A 15,886-nucleotide genomic window follows, 5' to 3' on the forward strand; every position below is an offset into this window, starting at 1 on the left:
GAGAGAGTGAAATGACAAGAGTATCAAGTTTTGGTCAACAACAGGTTCTTCTGCGGTCCATCATGGATAATCAGAAAAGCGTCTTTGAAGCACAGCGGCAAATTTCAACGGGTAAAAAAACCGATGAATACCGTGGCTTGGCAGGGCAAACAAACACTGTGCTTGGTGCGCGCTCTTTCATGTCACGTATAGAAACATATCAGCAATCCATTGCTACTATTCGCGGGAAGCTGGATGCTAATGATGTTCAGGTCAACGGCGTTATTGGAAGTATGGAATCTTTCCAGAAAACTATTCAGGATAGCCTTGCTAATAATCAGGCTGAAGGTTTTGCTGAAACGCTGGATCAGACATTTAAATTTATTGTTAATGCACTCAATACCAATTTTGATGGAACCTATCTGTTTTCTGGTGCGGAAACTGGCACAAAGCCAGTGAATATTACGTCACTTTCTGAACTGGCGGCGCTTGGCTCTGTAAATGAGGCTTTCGATAATGCTTCCTTGTCTTTTGAAGCGCGGATTGCAGACGGTGTTAGTCTTGATTTTGGGTTACTTGCCAATGAAGTGGGTGGGTCTGCTTTTCAAGAAATGCTCGACATTTACAATGAAATTAATGGCCCTAATGGCCCTTATGAAGGTGAACTTGATGCGACCCAGTTTGCTTTTTTGCAAAGCAAGCTAACATCGCTTAGCGCTGCTATTGATGATGTGCGGCAGGTTCAGGTGTCAAACGGTCTTGCTTATGAGCGTCTTGATGTCGTGGCTGACCAGCATGCTGATAGCCTTGTTTTTCTTGAAACCTTTATTGCTGATATGGAAGATGTTGATATTGCAGAGGCTGTTACGCGTCTCAATAACGATCAGGTTGCACTTGAAGCCTCTTATCAAGCAATTTCTTCTCTTAGTAATCTATCGTTGTTGAAGTTTTTATAACAGTATTCACGAGCACGGCTTGCACTTGATGAAAGGCGTTGTATTTCCAGCTAACCTGTTTAAATTGTTGCGACGTTAGTCTGGAGCCTAAAATAATGACTGTAAATGCAGAGCAATTTCGCCAAGGGATGCGCCGCTTGGGCGGTGCTGTTAATATTGTAACCAGCGCCCATGAAGGTATATATGCAGGCCTTACAGCAACCGCCGTCACCTCTCTTTCTGCGGAGCCTCCAAGACTTTTAACCTGCATTAACAGGGCTGGTGTAACGTATGAAACCATCTCAAAAGGCCGTAGTCTTGCGATTAATGTTCTAGGAACTCAGCATAAAGATCTGGCAATTCTATTTGCAGGGTTAAGTGGGCAGCCGGAAACTGAGCGTTTTTCCTCGATTGAATGGAATGTTGGCGTGGGTGGTGCACCGCTATTGCCTGACGCTCTTGTCAGTTTCGACTGTGAAGTTGAGAGCATTTTAGATGCCGGCAGTCACGGCATTGTTATTGGCCTAATCCGCTCTATTGTTGTTGGCGGCAATTCCGGTGACACACCGCTCTGTTATTTGGATGGTGACTGGGCAACCATGACCAATTTTTCCTAATATTTGTCGGTTACGTGCAAAAAAGTGCATGTTTAATAAAAAATTAATCTTTTTTTTAACCTTTCGAATCGCAATATGTTGACTCTGCGAATCAAATAGATTCGATATCTTGTGTTTTGCGACAAGGTTATCCACAGGGTGTCTGTGCATAACCTTGCTAAAGTGTTGATTCTTAGTATAGAATCTATAAACTATAGAGTTACGTGTCCGGTGAAGGGGTAAAAGCGGGTTTAAAAGGAACCCGTGAAGCAGATTTAACCGGCTAGGAGATGGCCCGTGGTCAGTAAGGAGCTGCAGGATTTACTGTTGTTGGCGAAAGAAAAATCGTCGGATGCCAGGTCACGTCTTGTAGAGAATATTACAGATCTATTTTTATCAGATGATGGTCGTCTGAGTGAGCATGAACGCGCCTTAATGTCAGACATCCTTGGTAAGCTTGTTAGCCAGGTTGAGGTTGAGATTAGGAAAGAGCTTGCTCATACACTTGCGAACTCCGATATTGAACTTGCTGAAATTGCAAAGTTTCTAGCGAGTGATGAAATAGAAATTGCCCGCCCTCTGTTGGAGCGCAGTAATCTTTTAAAAGACCCCGAACTTATTGAAATCATTCGCATGCGGACAGATGAGCACCGGATGGTCATCGCTATGCGGGATGAAGTTTCTGAACAGGTAAGTAATGCTCTTGTTGAGTATGGTAGTGAAGATGTCATCGAGGCGCTTCTTAATAATCATGACAGTAATCTGTCGAAACGTGCGATGGAATATTTGGTTGCGGAATCTCGCCGGGTAGACAGGTTTCAGGAGCCGCTTTTGAACCGCACTGATTTGCCGGGCGATTTGGCTTTCCGAATGTATTGGTGGGTTTCAGCCGCGCTCAGAAAAAAGATTTTGACCGAATATAATGTTGACCCGATTGTTTTTGAAACAGCCGTGAAGCGAGCCGCGCGTACAGCGATGGTTGAGCAAATGGACGATCAAAGTGCCTATATTCGGGCACAAAAACTGGTTAGGCGCATGCTGGAAAACGGCGAACTGAGTGTGCAGTTTTTGCTAACGGCACTGCGACAGCAACGGATTGCAGTTTTTGTGGCGGGAATGGCTGAACTTTCGGGCGTTAGCTTCCGTGTTTCATGGCGTATTTTTTCTGATAAAGGCGGTGAAAGCTTTGCCGTTTTGGCGAAGGCGGTGGGTATAGACCGCTCACAGTTTACTAATATTTATTTGCTTGTTGTACAGGCGAGAGAAGGGGGCAGTGTGAAAGCCCCCGGTGTGCTGAAAGAGATTCTTGAACTTTTTGATTCCACCTCTGAGGAAAATGCGAAGGGGGCTTTGCAGGTGTGGCAGCGGGATTATGCCTATCAGGAAGCAATAGAAGAACTGGATAAGGTGAGTTAATCGATCACAGATATGTGACGAGGGTTGTAGGGAGGCCCGCTATGGTTGAAAGACCAATGAAAGATGACAAGGTTGTGGATTTGGCAACCCACAGAGCTGAAGGGCAGCCAGACCGGGAAGCATTTGGTGTTTCCATACAACGGTTTGCAGGCCACGCTGTAGCCGCCAATGAGACTATATTGGCTATGCTTGAAACCATTGTGGTTGACGAGGCCTTGCCGTTTTATATGGCATCCCTTGATGGTACAGTTATTCATGTGAATGATCATTATACGGTACTTGATGCCGCACTCGTGGATAAGCCGTTGGCTGCAGGAAGCGCAGCGCACGCGGGCAAACACCAGATTCCATCTTTAATGCCCGTGATTGATGATGTTCTAGCATGTAATACTACTGTGCGCGCAGAAGAGGTTGTGCGCATAAATGGCAGGGACCGTATTTTTCTGGGGCGGCATTCTCCTGTACGAAATCGTGAAGGCCATATGATCGCGATTGCGGGTACTTATGAAGATGTTACCGCACAGGTGCGGGGTATTGAAGAAGCGAATAAAACTCAGGCACAATTTCAGGATTTTACCCGAGCAAGCTCTGACTGGTTTTTTGAATGCGACAGCGATATGCGTATCCGTTCCCTTTCTGAGCGTTTTACAGCGATCGTTGGCCAGCCTGCATCCCTGTTTATTGGTTCGCGGTTCGAGCAATTTGGCCGTTTAGAGAAAAACCTCAACGATAAACAGGAAGGCCCTCGTGCTATTCAAATGCGAAAACCGTTTCGCGAGCAGCTATTTATTGTATCAGAGCCAAGCGGTAAGGAATTGAAATTCCATTTGTCAGCCGTTCCGGTTTTTGACCGGCAATCTGGCGACTTCCGGGGCTATCGCGGTGTTGGGATGGATGTAACCACACGGTATAAGCAGGCTGATGAAGCTGCTGCTGTTAGGGTTAATCTTGAAGCACTGTTAACCGAGCTAACACGTAAAAATATGGCGCTCGATATTGCAAGCGAGCAGGCAACCAGTGCTCTGCGTGCCAAAAATGAATTTCTGGCAGCAATGAGCCATGAGCTTAGGACGCCGCTTAATGCTATTATTGGCTTTGCTGAAGCCTTTGTGCGCCAAACTTTTGGTGCGCTTGATGCAACATACATTGGTTATGCTGAGGATATCCACAAATCAGGGCAGCATTTGCTGGAATTGATCAATGATATTCTGGATGTTGCAGTTATTGAAAGTGGCGGCCTTTCTTTGCAGGTAGATGAGCTGGATCTTAACCAGATTATTCTTAAAGCAACGCAAATGAATATAGCTGCTGCGCGGAGCAAGGGTATCAGTGTTGATGCCTTAGCTGTGAAAACCGAGGCTTTAGTTAAGGTTGATGACCGCCGGATGACACAAATTTTAGTAAACCTATTGTCCAATGCAGTGAAGTTTACGCCGACAGGCGGCGCTATTGGTATGGAGGTTTCAAGCGCTGATGACGACCAAATCGCTGTAACAGTCTGGGATACAGGGATTGGCATTCCGCCAGAGCATCAGTCTAATATTTTTGAAAAATTCCATCAGGTAACAGAGCATATATATTCCCGTACACAAGAGGGCACTGGCCTTGGGCTGCATATATCACGTGAGCTTGCCCGCATGATGGGGGGCGATATTGTGGTTAAAAGCAAGGCAGGTGCTGGTAGCAGGTTTACTGTAACGGTCCCTCTTGCGGATGGAACAGCAGGGGATGGCAACTTTATTTAAAAATAATCCCATAAGGGACGGGTGAACAGGCCTTCGTACTTTATTGTGCGGAGGCCTGTTTGATTTCAGGCAGAACGAGGAGAAGATGTTAATATACAAACTGTTCGGTAAAGATACGTTCAGCCAGTGTATGTTCTGGGTCAAACAGAATGGGTAGGTCTTTGCTTCTATCTTCTTCAATAATAACATGGCGCACATCGCGCACTTCGTGCATATCAGCAACGGCTGAAACAGGTCGTTTCTGAGGCTGGTTTATCGTTAGCTCAACTGTTACGTCATGCGGCAGCAAAGCTCCGCGCCAGCGCCTAGGCCTGAAAGCTGAAAGCGGCGTTAAGGCCAATAGGTTTGATTCAAGCGGAATAATAGGCCCGTGCGCGGACAGGTTATAAGCGGTGCTACCGGCAGGTGTCGCGACAAGAACACCGTCCCCAACCAATTCAGGCAAGCGTACCTTGCCGTCAATCGCGACCCGAATATTTGCAGCTTGCCGGGTTTCCCGGAGAAGAGAAATTTCGTTGATAGCCAGATATTCAACGACTTCGCCGTCGCAGCGTGTTGCCCGCATTTTTAGCGGGTGAAGCGTGAAAGTATCAGCGTTTTCAATACGTTCAATAAGGTTGTCTTCAGAAAAAGAGTTCATCAGAAAACCAACAGTGCCTTTATTCATGCCGTAGATAGGTTTGGTATGCCCCATATAGGTATGCAGCGTTTGCAACATAAAACCATCACCACCAAGCGCTACGATCACGTCTGCTTCACGTGCACTAACCGCACGGTAGCGGCTGCGCAGTGTTTTTGCAGCCTGTGATCCTTCACCAAATTCACTAGCTATAATAGCTATTTTCATTGTGTCGCTCCTACTATTGGCGGACAGTATAATTGAAATGCTAACTTGTGCGAGTAGATTATTTTAGTAGGGGGTCATCCGCCAGTTTGGCTCATATGGCGGTTCACCTTGCCTATCATCTTACCGTTAGACATGGCAAAATCATGGCCCTTGGGTTTTAGGCCCATGGCAAGGTCGAGGCAGGCAGATAAGGCCTGCTCGGGGGCATCCGACCTAAGGGCTGCGCGAAGGTCAACGTGATCATCTTGTCCTAGGCACATATAAATACGCCCTGTGCATGTAACGCGCACACGGTTGCAGCCATCGCAGAAATTATTTGTCAGCGGTGTAATAAGGCCAAGTTTTTGGCCCGTGTTACCAACGGTAAAATAGCGAGCAGGCCCGCCTGTGCGTTTGTCGCTTGGTGTCAGGTCAAACACTGTATCAAGTTTTTCTTTTACGGCAGTTAGCGGCAGGTATCCGTCTTCGCGTGGGTCAGAGGTGTCACCGAGGGGCATGGTTTCAATAAGGGTTACATCCATACCGTTTTGGCTGGTCCAATTAAGAATATCGGGAATTTCATCTTCATTCATGCCGCGCATGGCAACGGTATTGATTTTGACTTTAAGACCTGCAGATTTCGCGGCCTCAATACCGTCTAGTACAGTATCCAACTGATCGCGGCGCGTTATTTTATGGAACAGATCTTTTTGCAATGTATCCAGTGAAATATTCACGCGGCGAATACCTGCTTTATAGAGGTCTACCGCCATGCTGGGTAACTGTGTGCCGTTTGTCGTAAGTGTTAATTCATCAAGCGAGCCATTGCCAACACAGTAACCAAGGCGGTCAACAAGCCAGAGAATGTTTTTGCGAACAAGTGGTTCGCCGCCAGTAAGACGGATTTTCCGAACACCACGTGCAATGAAGGCTGTACATAGCTCTAGCATCTCTTCAAGGCTTAGAACTTCTGACTTAGGTAGAAAGGTCATTTGTTCTGCCATGCAGTATGTGCATCTAAGGTCGCACCGGTCCGTGACAGAAAGGCGCAAATAGGTAATCTTGCGACCAAACTGGTCACGTAATGTTTTGGGCGATTTGATATTTACGGCATTGTCTGGCATATGGCTAATGTCAGCATCCTGAGGGAGGAAGTCAAGATATTGCTGTATAATTGATGGATAGAATTACTTTATGTATTGCTCAGACATAAGTTTCACTTATCCATTATCGTCCAGAAGGGTGCCTAGTGTTTCATCTATGCGTTTAAAGGCCTCGGCGTTTGCTTTGAAAGCCTGTTGTTCGGCTCTTAAATCGACAAGATGCTGTAGAATATCGCCGTAGCCTGCAGATGCAGTGTTGAGGCCAAAAGCCTGGCTTGATTCTGTTTCAGTAATAGTGGAGGTGGGCGTGTTTGGTACATCGCTTTCAAGCGTGAACGACGCTGCTGCAGCACTTGCGGTTAAAATTTCCTTGGCAATATCAGTTGCCCGTCTTTCAGACTGCAATAGACCAGTTGTGGTTGTTTTCAGTGCATCAAGCATCTTCTTTACCCCGTTACAGGAAACTACTATAGATTCAACCCCTGAAAAAGCTGTAAAAATATAGATACAATTTTATCTAATGTACCCTGCGAGGCCAAAACCATGAAAATTGACGCTGTGATCGATGTCGTATGTCCTTGGTGTTATGTTGGTAAGCGCCAGCTTGACCTTGCGCTTTCGGCGCGACCTTCCCTAAAGGCAGATGTATGGTGGCGGCCCTATCAGTTAGGACCAGATACCCCCAAAGAAGGTATCGACAGGAAAAGCTATTATGCCAAAAAGTTTCCCGACCAAGCTCGGTTAGCCCAGATGCGCGAACACTTAAGCGATTTAGGCAAATCACTGGGCATTACATTTGATTTTGAATCAGAGTGCCTGATTGCCAACACACTTGATGCGCACCGTCTGATACGCTGGGCGCGAGCAGACGGCGTGCAGGATGCTGTGGTAACAGATTTAATGCAGCGCTATTTTGAAGATAGCGCTTTTTTAGGGGCGCATGAGCTTCTGGTCGACGTTGCTGCAAAAGCAGGCATGGATGCCAAGGTTGTTGCCGATCTCTTAAATACGGAGAGAGATAATGACTTGGTACAAAGTGAGATTGCACAGGCGCGCAAGCTTGGGGTGCAGGGAGTGCCGGTGTTTATCATTGACGGTAAGGCTGCCATTTCAGGGGCGCAAGGGGTAGATGCTATTACAGATATGATAGATAAGCTTAAAGAATAGAAAAGAGGATGGCTTGCACCATCCTCTTTCTCAAATCACATACTCAAAACGCAGGCCATAGTGAATTGAGAGCTATTCATATTAGAAGCTTACCAATACGCCAGCTTTTGTTTGCCACGCATTTTCATCATTGCCGTATGTTGTATAATCAGCGCCAAGACGCATGCTTAGACGCTCGTTAACAGCACGCTCGTAGCCGCCGCCAAAGCGCCAGCCACCTTCACCGTAGCTGTCATCATCAGCAGGGGTGGCGTCAAAATTTGTTCGTACATAACCAGCTTTACCATATAGTAGGTTTGTGCCGTCCTGACCGAATGCTTTACCAAGTATTAGGGAAGCGCTCCATTCATAATTAGAATGTGTGCCAGTCAGGTCGTTCTTGTAGCCTGTGTCACCGAAGCTACCTTCAATGCCGGTCACAATACCGCTATCCATTTGATTGCGAAAACCTATGACGCCGCCGTAATAAAGGCTGTTGTCGCTATTTGAATCGATTGCGAGTTCAGTCCAGTCCAAGCCACCTTCAATACCAACATATGATCCATCAAAGTATTTGCCGTCTTGTGCAAGTGTGGCTGTCGCTGCAGTCAAAGAGACGATTGATGCTGCAATAATTGTTTTTGTAATAGACATAGATTCCTCCAGTGTTAATGCGACCCAGCGATAATTTCCGGTGTCGACAAAACAGAATTTGGCCTCGAACTAAGGCGGTGGAGAGGAGGATATGTGTCAGAAAAGTGAAACATTAAGGCATATTAGGGCAGGTAGATGAACAGAGATCTATTCATAAAAAAAGGAGGCGCTAGGCCTCCTTAAGGTATTGATATTTCATTATAACTTTAGGTTATAGTAGCTGGTTTTTTCCAAGAAAGGACAACCCACCCAAGAATAACGGATAGGGTGCTGGCTGCCAGTACGCCAATGCGTACATCCGCATTTGTTTCAGGTGCCTCAAAAGCAAGACTGCCGATAAACAGGCTCATGGTAAAACCAATGCCGGCTAGATGGCCAGCCCCCCAGATGTGGCGAAGCTTCAGAGTGCCAGGTAGAGCTGCTCTGAAAAGATATATAGCGCATAAGGAGCCCGCTAATACACCTATGGGTTTGCCGATAGCAAGCCCTGTTAGAACACCAAAGCTGATACCTTCCGCTAAGCTTGCGAAGCTGAAGCCTGTAAGAGAAATTCCTGCGTTTGCGAGCGCAAACAGAGGTAGTATCATTAGGGAAACAGGTGCATGGAGGCTGTGTTCCAGATCTTCCAGAATGGAATGGCCCTCTTGGTCTTTACAGGCGGGAATGGCAAAGCCAACAGCAACGCCAGCAAGCGTTGCATGCACACCTGATTTGAGCACGCAGACCCAAACAATAATACCAATAAACATATAGGCCGGAACGCTGCGTACATTAAACCGATTTAACAGGAACAGGGCTGCGCAGCCAGCAAGCCCAAGGGTAAGGGACAAAGTTGACAGGTCATCTGTATAAAAAGCTGCAATAATTATAACCGCGCCTAGGTCATCTAAAATAGCAAGCGTTAACAGAAAAACCTTTAACTCAGTTGGGACGCGTTTTGAGAGGAAGGCCAAAACGCCAATAGCAAATGCTATATCTGTTGCTGTTGGAATTGCCCACCCTGCCATAGCTGAAACATCACCGGCAACAGCAGCCCAATAGATAAGTGCAGGAATTGCCATGCCGCCAATTGCGGCCATACCAGGTAATATGATGTTTTTAGGGTTCGCCAGCGAACCATAAACCATTTCTCTTTTTAGTTCTAAGCCAACCAGTAAAAAGAAAATGGCCATAAGGCCTTCATTGATCCACAGCAGCAAAGACTTTGAAAGGCCATAACTCCCAATTGATATAGTGCCTTGCATGCCAAGCAGGGAATCATAAAGCGGGGCGGCGGCTGAGTTATTAAGGATTAGGGCTAAAGCAGTTGCTGCAATAAGCATCAGTCCACTGATAGCATCAGCGGATAAGTTCAATTTCATCGATATCTCCCAATATTGTAATGTCCATATTGGGATGCAACACCCGTTTTTCAAATAAAATCGGTATAGTTGCTAACGGTTTTCTTCTGCTATGCTAGCCAGCTTTCTGGTTAAAGCTGCAATGGTCTTTAATCTGACACCAATTTTTTCCATTTTAGCATAATAAACCAGCTTTTGATCTGGGCGAACTTTTGCGGTATTTCCTGTTGCAGATATGAACTCAATAAGGGATGCCGGGTTTTCAAATTTATCATCTTTAAAGCTGATAACAACGCCCTTGGGGCCCGCTTCCAGCTTTTCAATGCCGGCACGTTTGCTATAGCCTTTAATGATCATAACCGCGGCAAGTTGCTTTACTTCACCCGGAAGCGGGCCAAAACGGTCTATTAACTCAGCGCAGAAGGTATCCACATCTTCTCGGGTAACCAAATCAGCAAGCCGGCGATAGAGGGCCATACGCTGCGTGAGGTCCGGCACATATTTTTCCGGGATCATAACCGTAGCCCCAAGATTAATTTGCGGTGACCAGTCACTATCCATCAAATCATCATCGCTGCTACCAGCGCGTGCTTCAGCAACGGCTTCCTCAAGCATTTTCTGGTAAAGCTCAACACCCACTTCGCGGATATGACCTGATTGCTGGTCACCAAGCAAATTACCAGCCCCCCGAATATCCATATCATGGCTGGCAATAGTGAAACCTGCACCGAGCGTATCGAGAGCAGATAAAACCTGAAGACGCTTGGTAGCATTTTCGTTTAAAATGCGACCAGACGGTGTTGTGAGGTAAGCATATGCACGGGTCTTTGACCTGCCCACTCGGCCCCGAAGTTGGTACAATTGAGCAAGGCCAAACATATCTGCTCGGTGTACAATCATGGTGTTGGCAGTTGGTATGTCAATGCCGGATTCGATAATAGTGGTAGACAAAAGCACGTCATAACGGCCTTCGTAAAAGGCTGTCATCACGTCTTCAATTGTTGTTGGTGTCATTTGTCCGTGGGCGATAACATATTTTACCTCAGGCACATGATCGCGCAGATAAGCAGCGGCTTCTTCAATGTCGGCAATACGGGGGCAGACATAAAAGCTTTGGCCGCCACGATAATGTTCGCGCAGCAAGGCCTCACGCACAACCACATGATCAAATGGCATCACGTAGGTCCGAATAGCAAGCCTATCTACAGGCGGCGTTGCGATAAGAGAGAGGTCACGAATGCCCGACATGGCCATTTGCAGCGTGCGCGGAATTGGTGTGGCTGTCAGGGTTAGAACATGCACATTGGCTTTTAGTTCTTTAAGCTTTTCTTTGTGGCCCACACCAAAATGCTGTTCTTCATCAACAATCAAAAGCCCTAAATCTCGGAATTCAATGCCTTTTGCAAGCAGGGCATGAGTGCCAATGATAATATCAACCGTGCCCTTGGTCATTTCATCTTTGGTTGCCTTGGTGTCTTTGGCAGAAACCAACCGGGAAAGTTGGCCAATGCGCACAGGCAAGCCTTTGAAACGCTCGGTAAAATTAAGATAATGCTGGCGAGCGAGAAGGGTGGTGGGGGCAACAACAGCGACCTGATGCCCGGCCATAACAGCAAGAAAGGCTGCCCGCAGGGCGACCTCGGTTTTACCAAAGCCAACATCACCGCACACCAGCCGGTCCATCGGTTTACCAGATGCCAAATCACCTGCAACATCAGCGATTGCACGAAGTTGATCATCGGTTTCTGTGTAAGGGAAGCGGGCGCAAAACTCATCATACATGCCCTCAGGTGTTATGATGGTTAGGCCTTCTTTAAGGGCGCGTTCAGCCGCAAGCTTAATAAGCTGGTCTGCCATAATGCGGATGCGCTCTTTAAGCCGTGCTTTTCGCGCCTGCCATGCAACGCCGCCCAGTTTGTCAAGCTGAGCTTCAGCATCCTCACTGCCATAGCGGGATAGGGTTTCGATATTTTCAACTGGGACAAAAAGCTTGTCACCGCCCGCATAGGTTATGAGCAGGCAGTCGTGCGGTGCACCTGATACCGTTACGGTTTCAAGGCCTTCAAACCGGCCGATGCCGTGGCTGGTATGAACAACCAGATCACCGGGATTAAGGCCAGAGGCTTCTTTTAGGAAATTATCGGCTTTTCTGTTACGGCGTGACTTTCGAACAAGCCTGTCGCCAAGCACATCCTGCTCTGAAATAACAGTTAAATCATTGGTTTCAAATCCAGTTTCAAGAGGAAGGACGGTTACGGCAATAATATGTTTTGGCGCCGTTCGAATATCCTGCCAAGTAGCCGCTATGCCAACAGGCGTTAGGTCGTGATCTTCCAGAACACCTTTCATCCGGTCGGCAGAGCCCGCAGAATAGCAGGCAAACACAACGCGCTTGCCAGTTTTTCGGGTATCTTCTACATGGCTGCGAACCGCATCATAGATGTTTATATCGCGGGCATTACGTTCTGGTGCAAAACTGCGGCCTTGCCGTGCGCCAAAACTAACAACACCAAGTGCTGGGGGCTCTTCAAATGGTGAAAACCGGCGCGCATTAAGCTTTTCAAGGAAGCTATCCCACTCGCCTTTTTGTATATAAAGGCTTCTGATAGGCACTGGTTTATAAGGCGGCGCACTGATGGCACTGTGTTGTGCCTTTTGTGCACTGTGCATGTCATGGGCGCTTTTACGGGCTGTGTAATAATCTTCAAGCGCTTTGAAGCGTTCGTGGGCCGCTTCATCGGCCTGATGGTCCATGCTAAGAAGCGCGTTACCAACGTAATCCAGCAGGGTGGCCATAGTATCATGAAAAAAAGGCAGCCAGTGTTCAGCGCCCTGAAATTTACGGCCTTCGCTTATGGCTTCATATAGAAGGTCGTTCCCCTTGGCAGGACCAAATGTGGCTGTATAGTTTTTACGAAACCGCGTGATAGCATCTTCCGAGAGAGCATATTCGCTTGCAGGTTTCAGGTGAAGTCGGTCAGCCTTGCCTATGGTCCGCTGGTCAAGCGGGTCAAACAGGCGGATAGTATCCAGATCATCGCCAAAAAAATCGAGCCTTAAAGGGTGTTCGTAGCCTGAAGGGAAAATATCAATAAGGCCACCACGCACGGCAAATTCGCCCGGCTCCATAACTTGGCCTGTACGGTTATAGCCGTTTGCCGCCAGAAAGCTTGCCAGTGCCTGCATGCTAACTGTATCACCGGGTTTGGCATCAAACGTTGCATCTCTCACGGCGGATAGGGGTGGTACGCGCTGTAAAACTGCATTCACGGTGGTGAGAATAATGCGCGGGCCTTTTTGTCGGCTGCTGGCAAGGGTTGAAAGTGCAGCCATACGGCGGGCAACAATATCACCTTGCGGGCTAACCCGGTCGTAAGGCAAACAGTCCCATGCGGGAAAGCTGATAATATCTATATCTGGGTCAAAAAACCGTATAGCGCTTTCAAGGGCCGTCATGCGCGCATCATCGCGGGCGATATGCAGAATGGGGAGTTTTTTGTCGGCGAACAGTCGGCCAGCGCTGGTTGCAAGCAGCATAGCATCATAACCACCGGGTATACCGCCCGCCAGAAGTGGGTAATCTTCAGTAATAAATGCGTCTAGGGGCATGGGCAGGGAACTTTACTTTGCCTTCAGGATCATGAAATCAAGCTTTTGCAGGCGGTCCATCAGCGCACCTTGAAATTCTTGTGGTACATTCTCGCCAGAGGTAACCCAACCTAAAATTTCATGATCTTGCTCTTCATACAGCTTTTCAAACCATTCACAGTCTTCATGGGTAAAGCTTGCATGGTTGGCCTCGACAAAGTTACCAAAAATAAGGTCCAGTTCTTTAATGCCGCGATGCCATGACCGAAACAAAAGCCTGCGCTTGCGGTTTTCAAGGTCAAGTTCACCGTGGGGGTTATAGTCTGGAGTAACCATTATTTCTTTCCAGTTTATCGTATTTCTTATCTAGCTTCTTTTCGGGCGGCACACCATAGGCTATGGTCATGCATCATTAAAGCGAAACTTTTGTCTATTTTGGGGAAAATGCCGCATGCGGCCTGAATTACTGTTTGATTATTTTGCGGATATTGAACGTTTGCCGGGTATTGGTAAACGCACGAAACCTGCGTTGGAGCGTCTTGCCGGTACCAGAACAGTTGACCTGCTGCTCCATAGACCAGTGGGGCTCATTGACAGGCGCTACCGGCCCAAAGTTGCAGATGCTGTGCCGGGGTCAATTGTTACACTTGAGGTTACTGTCGTTGAACACAGACCTGCACTGAACAAGCGCACACCTTACAGGGTGGTATGCCGTGACAGTAGCGGTGATGTGATCCTTGTTTTTTTCCATCCCCGGCCAGACTGGATTAAAAAACAGCTACCAGAAGGTGAAACCCGCATCATTAGTGGCAAACTGGAACATTACGGTGATCAGGCCCAGATCACGCACCCTGACTATATGGTAGACCCGAATAGTCCGGCTGATCTGCCGCTCCTTGAAACTGTTTATCCTTTAACGGCGGGTGTTTCGCTTAAAATGCTGCGAAAAGCGATTTTGGCAGCGCTTGAAACTGTGCCTGCGCTGCCTGAGTGGCATGACAGTGCCTTGCTGGCGCGGGAAAAGTGGCCAAGTTTTCTGGAGGCCTTAAAGCAGCTTCACAGCCCTGATACGTTAGAAGATATTGCACCAAACAGTTTGGCCCGCAGGCGGCTTGCGGCGGACGAGCTTCTTGCGACCCAGCTTGCGCTTATGGTGGTGCGCGACCGTACCCGCCGTAAACGGGGTAGGGTGCTGAAAGGTGATGGGCGCATCCGCAAAAAAATTATGGCGGCCCTGCCATTCAACTTTACAGGTGATCAGCAAACAGCGCTTGCAGAGATAGTCAGCGATATGGAAAGCGAGCGTGCCATGCTGCGCCTTATGCAAGGTGATGTGGGCAGTGGTAAAACGGTGGTGGCGCTTATGGCCGCCGCCGCTGCCACGGAAGCAGGCGTACAGTCTGCTATTCTTGCCCCTACTGAAATTCTCGCAAACCAGCATTTAGCCACTATTCAGCCACTGGCAGAGGCTGGAGGCCTTAAAGTAGCGTTGCTTACAGGCCGCAATAAAGGTAGGCCCCGGCAAGCCATACTAGAGGCGCTTGCAAATGGTGACATTGATATACTTATTGGTACCCATGCCCTTATTCAGGATGATGTGGTGTTCAAAGACCTTGGTTTTGCGGTGATTGACGAGCAGCACAGGTTTGGGGTGCAGCAGCGTTTGGCTTTGTCAGCGAAAGCAACGGCGGGCATTGATGTGCTCGGGATGACAGCAACCCCCATTCCGCGCACCCTTACGCTCACGGTTTACGGCGATATGGACACCTCGCTTATCCGCGAAAAACCACCTGGCCGTTTGCCGGTGGATACGCGGGTTGTGTCACTGGACCGGCTTTCTGATGTGGTATCGGGTATTAGCCGTGCAATAAGCGCTGGTGCGCGGGTGTACTGGGTGTGCCCCTTAGTGGAAGAAAGCGAACTGCTGGATGTCGCGGCTGCGGAAGAACGTTTTGTTGCCCTTAAAAAGCTGTTTGGCGGGCGTGTGGGCCTTGTGCACGGTAAAATGAAGGGCACAGAAAAAGATGCTGTTATGGCGCAGTTTGCCAGCGGCGAAATCAGCGTGCTTGTATCCACTACCGTGATTGAGGTGGGCGTGAATGTGCCGGAGGCCACCATTATGGTGATTGAGCATGCAGAGCGTTTTGGCCTTGCGCAGCTTCACCAGCTAAGGGGCCGTGTGGGCCGAGGGACAGATAAATCAAGCTGCATTTTGCTGCGCACCAACGCGGTGGGCGAGGTGGCGCGGGCGCGGTTGCAGATTATGCGCGACACAGAGGATGGCTTCCTGATTGCGGAAGAGGATTTGCGGCTGCGCGGCGGCGGCGAAATTTTAGGCACCAAGCAAAGCGGCCTGCCGGAATTTAAAATGGTGGACTTTGCCGAGCACGCAGACCTGATCGCCATGGCCCGCGACGATGCTAAGCTGATTGTGGCAAAAGACCCTGAGTTAAAGGGGGAGCGCGGCAAGGCGTTGCGGCATTTGCTCTATCTGTTCGAGCGCGATGAAGGCATAAGATTGATGGGGTCTGGTTAGCTTACTTACTAAATCTTAGTGT

The 15,886-nt window shown here is 48.2% G+C and carries 13 protein-coding genes; 6 read left to right on the plus strand and 7 right to left on the minus strand.

Annotated features, from left to right (window positions below; all coding sequences use genetic code 11):
- The first annotated feature begins 11 nt into the window (after positions 1-11).
- From ICL80_RS09035 to ICL80_RS09050, 4 genes are all read left to right on the plus strand, one after another.
- On the plus strand, positions 12-935 hold the full coding sequence (locus tag ICL80_RS09035) for a flagellin (RefSeq protein WP_194211556.1): 924 nt from the start codon (positions 12-14) through the stop codon (positions 933-935).
- A 95-nt stretch (positions 936-1,030) separates the two neighbouring features.
- Entirely contained in the window at positions 1,031-1,531 is a 501-nt protein-coding gene (locus tag ICL80_RS09040; protein WP_194211558.1) for a flavin reductase family protein, read from the plus strand.
- A 276-nt stretch (positions 1,532-1,807) separates the two neighbouring features.
- Complete coding sequence (locus tag ICL80_RS09045) at positions 1,808-2,926, plus strand: DUF2336 domain-containing protein (RefSeq protein WP_194211559.1); 1,119 nt, start codon at positions 1,808-1,810, stop codon at positions 2,924-2,926.
- A 41-nt stretch (positions 2,927-2,967) separates the two neighbouring features.
- Positions 2,968-4,671: a PAS domain-containing sensor histidine kinase gene (locus tag ICL80_RS09050; RefSeq protein WP_194211561.1), complete on the plus strand. Its 1,704-nt coding sequence runs from the start codon at positions 2,968-2,970 to the stop codon at positions 4,669-4,671.
- Positions 4,672-4,759: 88 nt separating this feature from the next.
- Here ICL80_RS09050 and ICL80_RS09055 read toward each other — a convergent pair whose 3' ends face one another.
- The 3 genes from ICL80_RS09055 to ICL80_RS09065 all read right to left on the minus strand — a co-directional run bounded on the left by ICL80_RS09055 (position 4,760) and on the right by ICL80_RS09065 (position 7,041).
- Positions 4,760-5,518, minus strand: coding sequence for an NAD kinase (locus ICL80_RS09055; RefSeq protein WP_194211563.1), 759 nt, complete (start codon positions 5,516-5,518; stop codon positions 4,760-4,762).
- Between the two features lie 74 nt (positions 5,519-5,592).
- Positions 5,593-6,621, minus strand: a complete 1,029-nt coding sequence (moaA, locus tag ICL80_RS09060; protein WP_194211565.1) for a GTP 3',8-cyclase MoaA — start codon at positions 6,619-6,621, stop codon at positions 5,593-5,595.
- 96 nt (positions 6,622-6,717) lie between these two features.
- Positions 6,718-7,041 carry a hypothetical protein gene (locus ICL80_RS09065; protein WP_194211567.1) on the minus strand — a complete coding sequence of 108 codons (324 nt, stop codon included), beginning with the start codon at positions 7,039-7,041 and terminating at the stop codon, positions 6,718-6,720.
- Between the two features lie 102 nt (positions 7,042-7,143).
- Here ICL80_RS09065 and ICL80_RS09070 point away from each other — a divergent pair, with 102 nt between their 5' ends.
- Positions 7,144-7,767: a DsbA family oxidoreductase gene (locus tag ICL80_RS09070; protein WP_194211569.1), complete on the plus strand. Its 624-nt coding sequence runs from the start codon at positions 7,144-7,146 to the stop codon at positions 7,765-7,767.
- A gap of 81 nt (positions 7,768-7,848) precedes the next feature.
- Here the strand turns inward: ICL80_RS09070 and ICL80_RS09075 are convergent, their stop codons facing one another.
- The 4 genes from ICL80_RS09075 to ICL80_RS09090 all read right to left on the minus strand — a co-directional run bounded on the left by ICL80_RS09075 (position 7,849) and on the right by ICL80_RS09090 (position 13,664).
- Positions 7,849-8,400, minus strand: coding sequence for an outer membrane protein (locus ICL80_RS09075; RefSeq protein ID WP_194211571.1), 552 nt, complete (start codon positions 8,398-8,400; stop codon positions 7,849-7,851).
- 206 nt (positions 8,401-8,606) lie between these two features.
- Positions 8,607-9,761, minus strand: coding sequence for a Na+/H+ antiporter NhaA (gene nhaA / locus ICL80_RS09080; RefSeq protein WP_194211572.1), 1,155 nt, complete (start codon positions 9,759-9,761; stop codon positions 8,607-8,609).
- 72 nt (positions 9,762-9,833) lie between these two features.
- The gene (gene mfd / locus ICL80_RS09085) at positions 9,834-13,349 is read right to left on the minus strand and encodes a transcription-repair coupling factor (protein WP_194211575.1); all 3,516 of its coding nucleotides are present in this window, start codon (positions 13,347-13,349) and stop codon (positions 9,834-9,836) included.
- A 12-nt stretch (positions 13,350-13,361) separates the two neighbouring features.
- Positions 13,362-13,664, minus strand: coding sequence for an FAD assembly factor SdhE (locus tag ICL80_RS09090; RefSeq protein WP_194211577.1), 303 nt, complete (start codon positions 13,662-13,664; stop codon positions 13,362-13,364).
- A gap of 115 nt (positions 13,665-13,779) precedes the next feature.
- On the opposite strand from ICL80_RS09090, the gene recG reads away from it, so the two are divergent.
- Positions 13,780-15,864, plus strand: a complete 2,085-nt coding sequence (gene recG, locus ICL80_RS09095) for an ATP-dependent DNA helicase RecG (protein ID WP_194211579.1) — start codon at positions 13,780-13,782, stop codon at positions 15,862-15,864.
- The last annotated feature ends 22 nt before the right edge of the window (positions 15,865-15,886 follow it).

It is taken from the genome of Kordiimonas pumila (genome assembly GCF_015240255.1).
Lineage (GTDB): Bacteria > Pseudomonadota > Alphaproteobacteria > Sphingomonadales > Kordiimonadaceae > Kordiimonas > Kordiimonas pumila.